General features: G+C 43.6%; 14 protein-coding genes. 7 read left to right on the forward strand and 7 right to left on the reverse strand.

What is annotated here, in order from left to right:
• Nucleotides 1-58: 58 nt before the first annotated feature.
• Nucleotides 59-514, reverse strand: a complete 456-nt coding sequence (locus BLW16_RS02020; protein WP_090554624.1) for a 3-oxoacyl-ACP synthase — start codon at nt 512-514, stop codon at nt 59-61.
• Nucleotides 515-516: 2 nt separating this feature from the next.
• Nucleotides 517-1,095: a nitroreductase family protein gene (locus BLW16_RS02025; protein WP_090554627.1), complete on the reverse strand. Its 579-nt coding sequence runs from the start codon at nt 1,093-1,095 to the stop codon at nt 517-519.
• A 107-nt stretch (nt 1,096-1,202) separates the two neighbouring features.
• Between BLW16_RS02025 and BLW16_RS02030 the strand changes: the two genes are divergently transcribed.
• The 3 genes from BLW16_RS02030 (at nt 1,203) to BLW16_RS02040 (ending at nt 3,668) form a co-directional block, all read left to right on the forward strand.
• Nucleotides 1,203-2,825 (forward strand): ABC-F family ATP-binding cassette domain-containing protein, encoded by a 1,623-nt coding sequence (locus BLW16_RS02030; protein ID WP_090554630.1) that lies wholly within the window; start codon nt 1,203-1,205, stop codon nt 2,823-2,825.
• A gap of 80 nt (nt 2,826-2,905) precedes the next feature.
• Nucleotides 2,906-3,094, forward strand: coding sequence for a hypothetical protein (locus tag BLW16_RS02035; protein WP_090554632.1), 189 nt, complete (start codon nt 2,906-2,908; stop codon nt 3,092-3,094).
• Between the two features lie 142 nt (nt 3,095-3,236).
• Complete coding sequence (locus BLW16_RS02040; protein ID WP_090554634.1) at nt 3,237-3,668, forward strand: Fur family transcriptional regulator; 432 nt, start codon at nt 3,237-3,239, stop codon at nt 3,666-3,668.
• Nucleotides 3,669-3,733: 65 nt separating this feature from the next.
• On the opposite strand, the gene BLW16_RS02045 is transcribed toward BLW16_RS02040, so the two are convergent.
• From BLW16_RS02045 to BLW16_RS02055, 3 genes are all read right to left on the reverse strand, one after another.
• Nucleotides 3,734-4,234: an FKBP-type peptidyl-prolyl cis-trans isomerase gene (locus BLW16_RS02045; protein WP_090554637.1), complete on the reverse strand. Its 501-nt coding sequence runs from the start codon at nt 4,232-4,234 to the stop codon at nt 3,734-3,736.
• 222 nt (nt 4,235-4,456) lie between these two features.
• Entirely contained in the window at nt 4,457-5,368 is a 912-nt protein-coding gene (locus BLW16_RS02050; protein ID WP_245735101.1) for a glycoside hydrolase family 25 protein, read from the reverse strand.
• A 58-nt stretch (nt 5,369-5,426) separates the two neighbouring features.
• A complete protein-coding gene (locus BLW16_RS02055) occupies nt 5,427-6,797 on the reverse strand; it encodes a dipeptidase (protein WP_090554639.1) in 1,371 nt (456 codons plus the stop codon).
• 385 nt (nt 6,798-7,182) lie between these two features.
• Here BLW16_RS02055 and BLW16_RS02060 point away from each other — a divergent pair, with 385 nt between their 5' ends.
• The 4 genes from BLW16_RS02060 to murA all read left to right on the forward strand — a co-directional run bounded on the left by BLW16_RS02060 (nt 7,183) and on the right by murA (nt 12,074).
• Nucleotides 7,183-7,536: a hypothetical protein gene (locus tag BLW16_RS02060; protein ID WP_139298237.1), complete on the forward strand. Its 354-nt coding sequence runs from the start codon at nt 7,183-7,185 to the stop codon at nt 7,534-7,536.
• A 95-nt stretch (nt 7,537-7,631) separates the two neighbouring features.
• Nucleotides 7,632-9,938 (forward strand): ATP-dependent helicase, encoded by a 2,307-nt coding sequence (locus tag BLW16_RS02065; protein WP_090554643.1) that lies wholly within the window; start codon nt 7,632-7,634, stop codon nt 9,936-9,938.
• Nucleotides 9,939-10,024: 86 nt separating this feature from the next.
• Nucleotides 10,025-10,711, forward strand: a complete 687-nt coding sequence (locus BLW16_RS02070) for a DUF4290 domain-containing protein (RefSeq protein WP_090554647.1) — start codon at nt 10,025-10,027, stop codon at nt 10,709-10,711.
• 37 nt (nt 10,712-10,748) lie between these two features.
• The gene (murA, locus tag BLW16_RS02075; protein ID WP_090554649.1) at nt 10,749-12,074 is read left to right on the forward strand and encodes a UDP-N-acetylglucosamine 1-carboxyvinyltransferase; all 1,326 of its coding nucleotides are present in this window, start codon (nt 10,749-10,751) and stop codon (nt 12,072-12,074) included.
• A gap of 305 nt (nt 12,075-12,379) precedes the next feature.
• Here murA and BLW16_RS02080 read toward each other — a convergent pair whose 3' ends face one another.
• Both BLW16_RS02080 and dprA read right to left on the reverse strand, forming a co-directional pair.
• Complete coding sequence (locus tag BLW16_RS02080) at nt 12,380-13,741, reverse strand: pyridoxal-phosphate dependent enzyme (protein WP_090554651.1); 1,362 nt, start codon at nt 13,739-13,741, stop codon at nt 12,380-12,382.
• A 157-nt stretch (nt 13,742-13,898) separates the two neighbouring features.
• Nucleotides 13,899-14,990, reverse strand: a complete 1,092-nt coding sequence (dprA, locus tag BLW16_RS02085) for a DNA-processing protein DprA (RefSeq protein ID WP_090554653.1) — start codon at nt 14,988-14,990, stop codon at nt 13,899-13,901.
• Nucleotides 14,991-15,033 lie beyond the last annotated feature (43 nt).

Below are 15,033 nucleotides of genomic sequence, written 5' to 3' on the forward strand. Positions count from 1 at the left end.
ATTTGAAGGGCTTTTTTTTGAGCTCACCATCATTAGTTTCCGCGCAACTATCTAAGGACTAAAGTATATCCTGGATAGTATACTCGTTTTGATTAAAACTGAATGACTCCCCTGCCTTTTTCCCAATCAGCAGATTTCCTATAGGTGAAGCCGCTGAAATGGCAAATACCTGCCGGTCCTCCACATTCAACTGCCCGGCACTGATACTGATATAAAACATGCCTTTGGAAGTATTCACAAGACTTCCGTTCCGCACCGTATCACCGGCAGAGGGCGTGTTTTCAAGAGAAGACAGTAGCTGTAAATTCTGCTGACCATCAAAAAGCAAGTTCTTATTCCTGGCAATATCCTGCTGCATCATCTCGCGGGTAGTTTCAAACTTGTCTCCCGCACTGCTCTTGGTGTCGTCATTACTCGCTTCCTGTGCCTGTTTCAATGCAGTTTCAGCAGTATCGATCCGCTGCAGTACAAAGTCCATGCAGCGTTGGTATAACCTGGATTTAAAATCTTCCATATTTATTCTTCTATCCACCTCACTTTATCTGCCATCGGACTGCGTCTGGCGGGGCGGGGCTGCTCCCGATGAAAACCCATAAAGAACAGGCCAAAGCACTTTTCGTTTGCTTCCATGTTAAAATATTCGGGGAGCTGTTTAATGCCCCCCGGCGAACTCCAGTATGCACCAATGTTCAGCGCTTCGGCGGTCAGTGCCATATTTTGCACTGCACAGGCAAAAGCCGCAATTTCTTCCCATTCCGGGATCAGGTCCGGATGGAGCTGCGCATTGAGCACAATAATGCAGCTGGACTGATCTGCTTTTTCAACCAGAGCTTCGTACTTCTTCTGCAGAAACTGCTGTGGCGCTGTCTGCTCCTGGTACAAACGGGCCAGCTCCAGTCCGAATTTATGTTTTGCCTCCTTCCGCAGGACAATGAAACGCCATGGTTGCGTTAATTTATGGGTTGGTGCGTAATTGGCACTTTCCAAAACCTGAAGGATAAATTCATCAGGAATTTCCTCTTGTGTGTAGCTCGGCGGAAAAACACTTCTCCGGCGCTGTATGATTGAACTGAGTATCTCTATTTCGCTTGCCATAGTATCTGAAAATACAAAAATAACATTTAAAGCCGAACTAATGAATCCGATCTGTTCCGGGCATTTTATTAAATAATCGTTACCTTTGCGGCTTATTTTTGTGCAATATGATTTCAGTATCTAATTTATCCCTGCGTTACGGAAAACGTACCCTATTTGAAGATGTTAACCTAAAATTTAACCATGGCAACTGTTATGGTGTAATTGGAGCGAATGGCGCAGGTAAATCAACCTTTTTAAAAATTCTTTCCGGTGAAGTCAACCAGACTTCAGGCAGCGTAGCTTTCACTCCCGGCGAGCGCATGGCGGTTTTAAAACAAAACCATTATGAGTTTGATGAATTTTCCGTTCTGGAAACCGTAATGATTGGTCATAAAGAATTATATGACATCATGAAGGAGAAAGATGCGATCTACCTGAAAGAGGATTTTACCGATAAAGACGGCGAGCGCGCCGGTGAACTCGAAAACAGGTTCGCAGAAATGGATGGATGGAACATGGAAAGTAATGCTGCAACCATGCTCAGCAACCTCGGTATCAAAGAAGAACTTCATTATAAACAGCTGAAAGAACTGGATGGAAAACAAAAAGTACGCGTACTGCTTGCACAGGCCCTTTTTGGTAATCCTGATATCCTGTTACTGGATGAGCCTACCAATGACCTGGACATTGAAACCATCGCATGGCTGGAAAATTTCCTGGCCGATTACCAGAGCATTGTATTGGTGGTATCTCACGACAGGCACTTTTTAGATGCCGTATGTACCCATATTGTGGATATCGACTTCAGCAAAATGAATATCTATTCCGGTAACTATACCTTCTGGTATGAGTCCAGCCAGCTGGCATTAAAACAGCGTGGCGACCAGAATAAAAAGCTGGAAGAGAAAGTAAAGGAACTGCAGGAATTTATCCAGCGTTTCAGTGCAAATGCCTCCAAATCCAAACAGGCTACCTCACGTAAGAAAGCACTGGATAAAATTGACCTCACAGAAATTAAACCTTCCAGCCGTAAATACCCGGCAATTATGTTCAATAACCTGGGCAGGGAGGCCGGAGACCAGATTCTGCAGGTAGAAAACCTTTCTAAAATCGTCAACGGTGAAGTGATGTTCAAAAACATCAACTTTATGGTAAATAAAGGGGATAAGATTGCCATCGTATCACAAAACAGTTTAGCCACTGCCGCATTTTATGAAGTACTTACCGGCCGTGATAAAGATTATACCGGAGAATATAAATATGGAATAACGATCAATATCGCCGATATCCCTAATGATAACTCCTTATATTTTGAGGGTAAAGATGAGAACCTGGTAGACTGGCTGAGGGAATACTCTGATACCGATAAGGATGAGCAATTTGTAAGAAGCTTCCTGGGCCGGATGCTGTTCTCTGGAGAGGAAGTGCTGAAAAATGTGAAAGTACTGTCAGGAGGAGAGAAAATGCGGTGTATGTTCTCCCAAATGATGCTGAAACATGCAAACCTCCTGTTATTTGATGAGCCAACCAATCACCTTGACCTGGAATCCATCACCGCGCTGAACAATGGTATGAAAGACTTCAAGGGAACAATATTGTTTACTTCAAGAGATCATGCACTGACAGAATCCGTAGCTACAAGGGTCATTGAGATCACGCCAAAAGGAACGATCGACAAGATGATGAGCTACGACGAATATATCAATAGCGAAGATGTAGCCCAGCTGAGAGCAGAAATGTATAAATAGTTTTATTTATAATATAAATAAGAATGGGCATGCTAAACTTTATCATGCCCATTTTGTTTATATTATATTAAGCTATAATCATGGAAAGAGAAGAAATTAAAACGCTATTAGCGTCAATCGAAAAACAGGTAAGCTCTTCTATTCTTGGTGGAATGGAAGAAACTTATGACGAACTGGAAAGAATGGGTTTTATCGCCTATCACCCCGATGAAGCGCACCCCTCTGTAACCATCACTCAAAAGGGCCTTGACTACCTCGAAAGTAACTAAGTTTGCCCTTATTCTCATAAAAATGAAAGCACGGTAACGAGGTGATACATCCAGCTACCGTGCTTTCTGCTTTACTCATCCTGTATTTATTTATTTGCTACAGGCTCAGGCTATTGGTATATTTGTATATTACCCGATAACTATGAAAATCAATCCAGCCGACATATTAAAAGAACATTCGTTGAAACATACGAAACAAAGAGTTCGTGTTTTAGAGGAGATTGCATTGGACACCGTCGCGATATCGCAGCCCGAATTAGAGAAAAAACTGGGAAAAGAAATAGACAGGGTTACCCTTTACAGGATATTGAATATCTATGAGGACAAGGGAATCCTGCACAGAATTATGGATATGAACGGAACCGCAAATTATGCCATCTGCTCTGCGGACTGCTCAGAGAAACACCACCATGATGAACATGTGCACTTTAACTGTACGAACTGCGCCAAGATCTACTGCCTCGAAGTTAAAGTACCCAAAATGGCGATGCCCAAAGGTTTTAAAGCGTCAACGATAAATACCACAGCCTATGGCATCTGTGAAAAATGCAGCAAACTGGTTAAAGAAAATTAAGAATTTCAGACAATAAAAAAGGTGCAGATCATCTCTGCACCTTTTTTATGAATTTATTTATCAGACTAGTGACCTGAATGTCCGTCTGCACCATGTGCATGACCATGACTTAATTCGTCTTCAGTTGCATCACGAACAGCAAGAATCGTTCCGCCAAAGATCAGGTTTTTACCAGCCATAGGGTGGTTTAAATCTACAGAGATCGTATCTTCATGAACACCGGTAACACCAGCCCTGAAGTGATTTCCCTCGTTATCCTGTAAAGGAATAACATCGCCCACGTTTGGCAGGTCAACATCCTTGAACATATCTTTTGGAAGATCAGCGAAAGCTCCCGGGTCTTGTTCACCGTAACCGTCAACTGCGCTTAACTCAAATTTATACTCATCACCAACATTTAGTCCAGCCAAATGCTCTTCAAATTTAGGCAACATCATGCCGGTACCGTATAAGAAAACCAAGGCGTTCTGCTCATCAGCTTTTTCTACGAAAACTTGTTGTCCTTCTTCATTAGTCGTATGCAGTTCGTACGTTAATGAAACCACTGTATTGGGTTTAATACTCATTGGAATCTTATTAAGTTAAATAATTTATTGCTTGTTCAGCTGTTATTACAGACAGCTGATTTGATTTATTTCGGCAAATATAGATTTTTTGTTCCAATTGCTTCGCCTATCCTAACAAAGGAAGATTGGAATTTGTTCCTGTTATTACAAATTTCTTAAAAAGCAGCTCTTTGATACAGCCCGCGCAGAGATACAACGGGTATCCCGCTCCGCTCAATCAATTTACTTGATCAGCATCTGCTGAAAAGCAAGGCTATCGCCCTTGAAAGCATTGAAGTCTACCACATGGCTGATCCCAGTAATTCTGGCTCTATCGGAATGCTGCCAGAAATGCCATTTGGTACCTACCCCCGCCTTCAGTTCTGCCTGGTAATAATGCGCAATCCATAGCGGATAACCATCAAAATGACCTTTAAGGTAATCTTTATAGAATACCAGCCCGGAATAAATGATCGGCTTTACCCCGGTTTTCTTTTCTACATGGCTGATGAAATCCGTCAGTTCTTTGCGCATTTTTTCGGGCGACTGACCGCTGAGGTCCTCCACATCTATCACCGGGGGCAGGTCACCCTCCTCAAACTTAACGGTCTGCAGGAAGAACCGGGCCTGCCATAAGCCAGATTTCCTCGGGATAAAATAATGGTAAGCCCCGCAAACAATACCCGCCTTGGGTGCCTCCCTCCAGTTTCTCTGGAAATAAGGATCTACATTTGAGATGCCTTCAGTAGCCTTGATGAAAGCAAATGTGACATGCACGCTGTCTTCTTTCATCACCTTTACCTTCTTCCAGTCTATCTTTCCCTGATAGGAAGACACATCTATCCCATGGATACTGAAATTCTTTGGAATACGGATCGCATAACTTTTATAGGTACGGTAATTCGGATCTCCCCCGATGTCTTTGATCCAGCTGACCGAAGAACTAAAGAGCTTCAGCACATATCCGTAATACAAGGGGGAGAACAGGATCAGCAACAGTGCCGCTATCAGCATCTTGAACTGCAGTGGCATTGCTCTTTTTTTCTTAACAGGGGCTTTTTTTCTTCTTACAGCCGGTTTGGCCGTACCTGATGTCTTTGCTGCTGTTGCTCTTTTCAACAGCTCTGTAGGTTTCTTCTTTATCGGTGGAGGCACGGCGTAAAAATACAAAAGGGCAGCTTAACAGCCACCCTTTATCATAAAATTAATAAAATTATTTATTCAGTTCCGCAAAATACTTGTGGAACAGCGGCAGGGTCTCTATTCCTTTATAATAATTAAAAATGTCGTACTTTTCATTTGGCGAATGCAGTGCATCACTGTTCAGCCCAAAACCCATTAATACAGATTTGATACCAAGTACATCTTCAAACAAGGCTACAATAGGTATACTGCCTCCACCCCTTGTAGGGACAGGTGTTTTACCAAAACTATCTTCAATCGCTTTTTCAGCAGCACGGTAAGCCAGACTGTCTGTTGGCGTAACCACCGGCTCACCCCCATGATGATTGATCACTTTTACCTTTACTGATGCCGGTGCGATCCTTTCCATATGTTGCTGGAAGATGACGGCAATTTCAGCAGAACTCTGGTTGGGTACCAGGCGCAAAGAGATTTTGGCATGTGCTTTTGACGGCAGTACCGTTTTCGCACCCTCACCAGTATAACCGCCCCAAATGCCGTTTACTTCTAATGTTGGTCTTATACCGTTACGTTCCAAAGTAGAATAACCCTTTTCACCCCATTCCTCAGCGATACCCAGCTCAGTCTTGTACTGCTCCAGATCAAAGGGTGCAGAGTTCAAAGCCGTCCTTTCGGTTTCAGTCAGTTCTACTACTTTAGTATAAAACTCAGGAATGGTAATGTGGTTATTTTCATCATGTAAAGAGGCGATCATCTGGCAGAGGATAGTGATCGGGTTGGCCACTGCACCGCCATAGATGCCCGAGTGAAGGTCCCTGTTCGGCCCGGTAACTTCCACTTCAAGGTATGACATACCACGTAAGCCGGTTTCTATTGAAGGGTTTTCCATACTGATCATCGAGGTATCCGAGATCAGGATCACGTCAGCCATTAAACGCGCTGCATTTTCCTTTACAAAAGGGCCAAGGCTAACCGATCCAACTTCCTCTTCGCCTTCAATCATGAATTTAACATTACAGGCCAGTGTATTGGTTTTCATCATCAGCTCAAAAGCTTTCACATGCATAAAGAATTGCCCTTTATCATCTGCAGAACCCCTTGCATAGATCTTTCCATCACGAATGGTTGGCTCAAAGGGAGGCGTATGCCATAATTCCAGCGGATCTGCCGGCTGAACATCATAATGACCATACACCAAAATTGTTGGCAGTGCCGCGTCAATGATCTTTTCACCATATACAATCGGATATCCTGCAGTCTGGCAAACTTCCACCTGGTCTGCACCTGCTTCCCTTAGCTTTTCGGCCACAAAATCAGCAGCTTTCAGCACATCGTCCTTGTATTTTGGATCTGCACTTACCGATGGAAAGCGCAGCAGTTCGAACAACTCATCCAGAAAACGCTGCTTGTTTTCTTCTACATATCTTTTAATCTCTTGCATAACAATTGAATTTGGACAAATATATAATAATTGAAAATCTGTTTTGTATTCCCTACCCTTCTTCTATTTTCGCGACAACTTAAAGATGCTCACATCCCTGTTATACGCTAAACGGACTAAACCGAGAAAATATTTTACATTTTATAAATTATTTGATACACAATTCGCTATTACGCACAGTTTTCATCATATTTACATATCAAATAGCTGTTTATGAATAACTTAACCATAAATAAATTTTACACGTAAAGTGTAATTAAGGAACGAATTGTCATAATTATTTAATTAAACCCTGGGGAGATCATTTTCCGCATTGTTCTGTTCTCCGGTTATCAGGTTCCGTTAAGTACAAACAATTATGGAAGATCACATGCTCAAAACGAGAATGGTACGACAAGCATCATTCTCAGCAATTTACGTCTGGATTGACCAGTATAATGAAGGTTTTGAATCCTATGTAAAGAAACACATCCTGTTAACTTTGAGCTGGGCCTGCAGCAACGAGGAGCTGAAAATACAGCTGGACCTGAATAATGGAGATGTCAATAGGGTGACCAGGCAACTCATTTCAGGGTTCAAACAGGATTTCAAAGGCAATATCAGTTACCTGGAAGGGGTATTCGATATAGAAACGGCTCAAAAGATGATCCAGGCTATAGCGCTCTATATTAAGGATACTGTTGAGACCTACGCCATTGTGTTCTCTCTTTCCCGTAACGGAAAAACCAGCACCGGTTAAAGAAAAATGTTCTTCGTTCAATTTATTAACATCTTACCATAAGAACCCGGAGTTTTATTATTTTTGTAGCTTTATTAAAGCAAAACAGATTCAATTTGGATTACTTAGCAGGATTAAACCCTCAGCAACGTGCAGCAGTAGAGAACACCCAGGGACCAGCAATGATCGTTGCAGGTGCAGGATCAGGTAAAACCCGGGTAATTACTTACCGGGTGGCACATTTGATTGAAAAGGGTGTAGACGCATTTAATATATTGGTATTAACCTTTACCAACAAAGCCTCCAAAGACATGCGTGAGCGTATCTCAAAGGTAGTTGGCCCCGAGGCGAAAAACCTCTGGATGGGAACTTTCCACTCTGTATTTGCAAAAATACTGCGCGTGGAGGCCGAAAAGATAGGTTATCCTTCAAATTTTACCATCTACGATACTGATGACAGTAAAAGCCTGATCAGGGCTATCCTGCGCGAGATGCAGCTGGATGATAAATTGTATAATGCTAATTTCGTTTATAACCGCATTTCTTCTGCAAAAAATAACCTGGTCAGCCATGTAGAATATATGCAGAGTGCAGAGATCCAGGCTGAAGACCTCAGTAATAAACGCCCGATGCTGGGTGTGATCTATGAAACCTATACCAAACGCTGTTTCAAGGCCGGGGCAATGGATTTTGATGATCTGCTGTTCAAGACCAACGTGCTTTTAAAGAACCATCCTGATGTACTGAATAAGTACCAGCAGAAATTTAAATACCTGATGGTAGATGAGTACCAGGATACTAACTTTTCGCAATATACCATCGTAAAAAAACTTGCTGCCGCTTACCAGAACATCTGCGTGGTGGGTGATGATGCGCAAAGTATCTACGGTTTCAGGGGGGCAAACATCCAGAATATCCTGAACTTCGAGAAAGATTATCCGGATCTGAAAGTCTATAAACTGGAACAAAACTACCGCTCTACACAAAATATCGTGGAGGTGGCAAACAGCATTATTGCCAACAACAAAAACCAGTTGGAGAAGAATGTTTTCTCTGAAAACGAATCCGGTGACAGGATTAAGGTTTCACGTGCTTTTACAGACAATGAAGAAGGTAAGATCGTTGCCGAAGCCATCGTACAGGACAGGTCTTCAAACGGCTTAAACTACAATGATTTCGCCATTCTTTACCGTACAAATGCCCAGTCGAGGGCAATGGAGGAAGCCTTAAGAAAATTAAGCGTACCTTATAAGATATACGGCGGCTTATCCTTCTACCAAAGGAAAGAGATCAAGGATCTGATCGCCTATTTCCGCTTAACCTTTAACCCAAGCGATGAGGAAGCTATTAAAAGGGTCATCAACTACCCCCGCAGGGGACTTGGGGATACCACCGTTGACAAGATCATCGTTGCGGCAGATCAGCACAACATCACGATGTGGAAAGTGATCCAGGACCCGCAGAAATATATCGCAGGCCGTATCGCTAACCAGCTGAACGATTTTGCGATGCTGATCAAAAGCTTCCAGGCAGAATCTAAAAAACTGGACGCCTATGAGACCGCCTTATATATATCACAACATTCCGGCATTCTGAAAGAACTCCATACAGATGACAGTATTGAAGGCCGCAGCAGGTACGAAAATATCCAGGAGTTACTGAACGGTATCAAAGAATTCGCAGAGCGCGAAGATATTGAAGACCGTAGCCTGGCTATCTTTATGCAGGATATTGCACTGCTCACCAATGATGACCGCGAAGATGACAAGCTGAAAGATACTGTATCGATGATGACCATCCACTCCGCCAAAGGACTTGAATTCAAGAATGTATTTGTGGTAGGACTGGAAGAGAACCTTTTCCCTTCACAAATGTCACTGAATTCGAGAACAGACCTTGAAGAGGAACGCCGGCTCTTTTATGTAGCCATCACACGTGCCGAGAAAAAACTAACGCTTACCTATGCCACTTCAAGATACCGCTGGGGAACCCTCACCAACTGTGAGCCAAGCCGTTTTATCAGCGAGATCAATGCAAAATACCTGGAACTGGAAACCGTAAAGGCGCCCAAGACCAGCATTGGTTCGGATAGTTTTGACGGTGAGCGCAGGTCATGGTCACAGCAGCGGGACTCAGATTCTTTCAGCAAGCCAAAACCCTCAGTTTCCGGTACGGCAACTTCCGTTTCCGCAAGGCCCAAGAACACGATGTTACCAACAGCGCATATTCCTACTCCCGGTTTCAGGCCTGATGCTGCAAATGCATTTCAGAATGGTATGGAAGTAGAACATGAGAAGTTTGGTTTTGGAAAAATCATCAACCTGGAAGGTACTTTACCTGATGTAAAAGCTACAGTTTTTTTCCAGGGATTGGGAAACAAACAATTGTTATTAAAATTTGCTAAATTGCGGATTGTAAAATAAGGTTTATCTTTAACCAAAATATACTAAAACAGGCCATTAACGCTTTTATATCCCCCTTCAGCGAAGGCCATTAGAAATAATATAGAATGAATTTCGACTATAACACCACAAGAAACGAGCTAATTCTTGCAGAATACGGACGTAATGTACAGAACATGGTGAAGTATATTATTGAACTTCCCGATCTGGAAGAGCGTAATAAATATGCACAGGCAGTGATTGATCTGATGGGTTTTCTGAACCCACATTTAAGAGATGTTGCCGATTTTAAGCATAAATTATGGGATCACTTACATATTATCTCCGGATATAAGATAGAAGTAGACAGCCCATATCCAAAACCAACACCTGAAGCTGCCCTGGTAAAACCTGCACATATTGGCTATCCACAGCAAAAGATCAAGTACAAACATTATGGTAAAACGGTTGAGGTCCTGATTGAAAGGGCTAAGGCCGTGGACGAGCCTGAACGCAGGGCTGCCATGGTTCAGGGCATTGCCAACTTTATGAAAATGGCCTATGTTACCTGGAATAAGGATAGCGTAGCCGATGAAACCATTTTCAAAAACCTCCGTGAGCTATCCGGCGGGCAGCTGGAACTGGAAGAAAACGTCAACCTGGCGAAAGTTGAATTCAGGCCTCCTGTAAACAGGCCGGCTGCCAATGCCAACCGCGGACGCAATAATAACAATAATAACAAAGGAAGACAAAACAATAACAGTAACAACAACCGCCCCCGCAGTAACAATAATAACGCGAAGCAAAGACACTAAGGGCATATTTACACATACATTTACAGGTTAAGCATACATGAACGCATTTGAAATTATAGGCGGGAAGAAGTTAAAGGGTGAAATCCATCCACAGGGTGCAAAAAATGAAGCCCTGCAGATCATTTCTGCCGTTTTACTTACGGAAGAGAAAATCACTGTCAGCAATATCCCGGACATCAAAGATGTCAACAAACTGATAGAGCTTTTAGGTGATCTCGGCGTTATAGTGGAGCGCTTATCAAAGGATACCTATACTTTTGAAGCCAAAGATATCAACCTCGAATTCTTCAAATCAGATACTTTTAAGTCTAAAGGAGGAAGCCTGAGAGGTTCAATCATGATCGTAGGCCCCCTTTTAGGCCGTTTCGGTAAAGCTGCAATCCCTAAACCGGGAGGTGACAAGATCGGCCGCCGCAGACTGGACACCCACTTTCTCGGATTTGAAAAACTAGGTGCAAAGTTCGTATACGATGCCAAAGAATCCTTCTTCAACGTGGATGCCACCAACCTGCAGGGTACCTATATCCTGCTTGATGAAGCGTCAGTAACAGGTACCGCAAATATCGTAATGACTGCCGTACTGGCAAAGGGCATTACCACCATATACAACGCTGCATGCGAACCCTATCTGCAGCAACTTTGCAAAATGCTGAACCGCATGGGCGCCAAAATCTCCGGAATAGGCTCTAACCTCCTAACCATCGAAGGCGTAACCAAACTGGGCGGAACGGAACACAGAATGCTGCCTGACATGATCGAAATCGGCTCCTTCATTGGCCTTGCTGCCATGACCGAGTCAGAGATCACCATTAAAAACGTATGTTACAGTGAGCTGGGAATGATCCCTGATGTATTCAGGAAACTCGGGATAAATTTCGAACTGAGAGGTGACGACATCTATATTCCTTCCCAGAAACACTATATCATCGATACATTCATCGACGGTTCTATCCTCACCATTGCAGATTCTCCATGGCCGGGCTTCACTCCTGACCTGCTGAGCATCGTCCTGGTGATTGCTACACAAGCCAAAGGATCCGTTCTGATCCATCAGAAAATGTTCGAAAGCCGCCTGTTCTTCGTTGATAAACTGATCGACATGGGTGCCCAGATCATCTTGTGTGATCCCCACAGGGCAACCGTAAACGGAATAGATAAACAATATAAACTCAGAGGAATCAGCATGACCTCCCCGGATATCCGTGCAGGTGTATCACTCCTGATCGCCGCCCTATCCGCAGAAGGAACCTCTACCATCTATAACATCGAACAGATTGAACGCGGATACCAGGACATCGACACTCGTTTGCGTGCCTTAGGCGCCCAGATCAAACGTGTGGATGGCAACGGTCCGAGCCACTAAAAAATTGGAAGGGATTATCCGGAGATAAAGAATAGCAAAGGGAGTATCCAAGGATAAAGGATGGAGATTAAGGAAAGAGATATGGGATAAGATGCTGCAAAGACCATTATACAGGGCATCATGCTGCAGGATAACCTCAAAAAAAAATGAATCCCTCTTTCGATGCCTTCTGCTGCGCTTCAGCAGCATAGAGCATCGAAAGAGGGATTCATTTTTTTCAGCGAAGCCAGATAACCTTAAGCTCCTGATCGCCAACTGGTTTATACAAGAGTTTCTCGCAACCGGTTTTTAACAAAAAGCTTTGTCTAACCAGATATCGCATTAATAATATCATACTGCGTAATAATCTCAAACTGCCCTTTCTCATCCTCAACCAATACCGCACTATTCTCCTTATTGATCAGCGCAGAGATCTTATCTATCGACGTATTCAAATCTACAAAAGGAAACGAAGCAGACATAATCTCTTTCACCGAAGCTGATTTCAGCGATGGACTTTCCATGAGCGCTTTCAGAATATCCCCTTCTGCCAGTTTACCAACTATCATCCCCTGCTGGGTTACCGGAATCTGCGAGATATTCATCGTGTTCATCGTATTGATCGCCTCCGCAATCGTCTTCTCACAGTCTATAGTAAAGATCTCAGTCTGTTCCTTTTTAGCAATAATAGCCTTTGCAGTCAACTTTTCATCCTTCAGGAATCCGCGTTCACGCAACCAATCCTCATTGTACATTTTACCCATATAACGGCTACCGTGGTCATGAAAAATCACCACGACAACGTCTTCAGGTTTAAGTTTATCTTTCAGCTGCAATAGTCCTGCAATCGCTGAACCTGCAGAGTTTCCTACAAAGATCCCCTCCTTGCGCGCAATATCGCGTGTCATCAGGGCAGCATCCTTATCCGTCACTTTTTCAAAAAGATCAATGATATCAAAATCTACATTCTTAGGAAGAAAATCTTCTCCGATCCCCTCAGTAATATAAGGATAGATCTCATTTTTATCGAGAATTCCGGTTTCTTTATACTTTTTAAATACAGATCCATAAGTATCAATACCCCATACTTTGATATCAGGGTTTTGCTCTTTCAGGTACTTTCCTGTACCGGATATGGTACCGCCGGTACCAACCCCTACAACCAGATGGGTAATCTTTCCTTCGGTTTGGGCCCATATTTCAGGTCCCGTTTGTTCATAATGTGCCTGGGTATTCGACAGGTTATCATATTGGTTTGGCTTCCATGAGTTCGGAACTTCACGCTCTAAACGGGATGAAACCGAATAATAGGAACGTGGATCCTCAGGTTCAACATTGGTGGGACAGACAATCACTTCCGCTCCAAAAGCACGTAAGGCATCTACCTTCTCTTTACTTTGCTTGTCGGTTGTAGTGAAGATACATTTGTATCCTTTGATAATTGCTGCCATAGCAAGTCCCATACCCGTATTTCCCGAGGTACCTTCAATGATCGTACCGCCTGGTTTCAGCTTTCCGCTCTTTTCAGCATCCTCAATCATTTTAACGGCCATGCGGTCTTTGATAGAGTTACCGGGGTTAGTGGTTTCTATTTTAGCCAGTACAGTCGCCTCAATTTCTTTGGTAATGTTGTTTAACCTTACCAGGGGAGTATTCCCAATTGTCTCTAATATATTGTTATACCACATGAAACAAAAATACGACTTGATTCCTAGATTTTTATTTAAAAATTTCATTCATAATCAAATTTTGATTTCAGGATTCTGAAGAAATTTAATTCTGAAACATGGGGGTAAATTGTCCCCCGAGCGGGCTAATATATTGTAAGTTTAGGGAGTCATTGTGCTAAACCGCCTGGTAAACATTGCCGGGACGGGTCATAATCATTCCTTTAATCTCCAGGTTGAGCAGATGTATTGGCAGTTTACTTTGCTGTATTCCAGCTTTTACCGCCAGTTCATCTATCCGCAGCGGGCCTAACCTGAGTATAGCCATAATTGCCGTTTCCGGTGCGGAAAGTGCTATTGCCAGCGTAGTTTGCTGACCATCACCAGCACTGGCGGCAGCCTCCCATCCCATATAATACACCAGGTCACGGGCATGGCTCAGAAGTCCTGCCCTATTGGTTTTGATCAGGAAATTACAGCCTTCGGAGTAGCGGTCTGTGGTTCTGCCGGGGAAAGCGAACACATCCCTGTTATAGGAATTGGCGATTTCGGCTGTGATCAGTGCTCCCCCTTTCAGGGCTGCTTCGACAACAATCGTTACATCGGCAATCCCGGCAATAATCCGGTTCCGCCTCGGGAAGTTCTCTTTATCCACATTGGTATATGGAGGAAATTCGGTGAGCAGCCCGCCATTCTTAAGCATCTTACCTGCAATCTGCGTGTGTACGGAAGGGTAAAGGCGGTCCAGCCCATGGCCCAGAATTCCTACTGTAGGGATATCGAACTGCAGGCTTTGCCTGTGGGCTGCCACATCGATTCCATAAGCAAGTCCGCTCACGACCAGCACATTGTAATGCTGCAGTGTTTCTGCCAGCTGTTCGCAGATCATCAGGCCGTATGGACTGGCCATTCTGGTGCCTACAATGCTAACAATCCTTGGGTGGTTCAAGTCAGCAGTACCCCTGTAATACAACAGTACAGGAGCATCATAACAGCTTTTCAGCCGTTGCGGGTACCGTTCCGCCGTATAAAAAAGAACTTCGATATGGTGTTTCTTCAGGAACTTTAACTGTTCCTCTGCCCGGGCGAGGGCGTCGGTATGAAGTATACGGTCGGCCGTAACCGTACCAATGCCTTCAATACCAAGCAGCTGTTCCCTGCTTGCAGAAAAAACAGCTTCAGGGGTACCAAATTCGGCCAGCAGACTTTTGGCAGTCACATGGCCTACGTTGTGAATTAAGGTAAGGGCGATCTGATGGATTAAACTCATGGGCCAACTTAATGCTAAACCCATATTGAGTGGTAATCTTTTT

Source organism: Pedobacter hartonius (genome assembly GCF_900107535.1).
GTDB lineage: Bacteria > Bacteroidota > Bacteroidia > Sphingobacteriales > Sphingobacteriaceae > Pedobacter > Pedobacter hartonius.

Excerpts from the sequence above, each read along its gene's own strand:
- BLW16_RS02020 (WP_090554624.1), bottom strand. The coding sequence starts at position 514 with ATGGAAGATTTTAAATCCAGGTTATACCAACGCTGCATGGACTTTGTA.
- BLW16_RS02025 (WP_090554627.1), bottom strand. The coding sequence starts at position 1,095 with ATGGCAAGCGAAATAGAGATACTCAGTTCAATCATACAGCGCCGGAGA.
- BLW16_RS02030 (WP_090554630.1), top strand. The coding sequence starts at position 1,203 with ATGATTTCAGTATCTAATTTATCCCTGCGTTACGGAAAACGTACCCTA.
- BLW16_RS02035 (WP_090554632.1), top strand. The coding sequence starts at position 2,906 with ATGGAAAGAGAAGAAATTAAAACGCTATTAGCGTCAATCGAAAAACAG.
- BLW16_RS02040 (WP_090554634.1), top strand. The coding sequence starts at position 3,237 with ATGAAAATCAATCCAGCCGACATATTAAAAGAACATTCGTTGAAACAT.
- BLW16_RS02045 (WP_090554637.1), bottom strand. The coding sequence starts at position 4,234 with ATGAGTATTAAACCCAATACAGTGGTTTCATTAACGTACGAACTGCAT.
- BLW16_RS02055 (WP_090554639.1), bottom strand. The coding sequence starts at position 6,797 with ATGCAAGAGATTAAAAGATATGTAGAAGAAAACAAGCAGCGTTTTCTG.
- BLW16_RS02060 (WP_139298237.1), top strand. The coding sequence starts at position 7,183 with ATGGTACGACAAGCATCATTCTCAGCAATTTACGTCTGGATTGACCAG.
- BLW16_RS02070 (WP_090554647.1), top strand. The coding sequence starts at position 10,025 with ATGAATTTCGACTATAACACCACAAGAAACGAGCTAATTCTTGCAGAA.
- murA (WP_090554649.1), top strand. The coding sequence starts at position 10,749 with ATGAACGCATTTGAAATTATAGGCGGGAAGAAGTTAAAGGGTGAAATC.
- BLW16_RS02080 (WP_090554651.1), bottom strand. The coding sequence starts at position 13,741 with ATGTGGTATAACAATATATTAGAGACAATTGGGAATACTCCCCTGGTA.
- dprA (WP_090554653.1), bottom strand. The coding sequence starts at position 14,990 with ATGAGTTTAATCCATCAGATCGCCCTTACCTTAATTCACAACGTAGGC.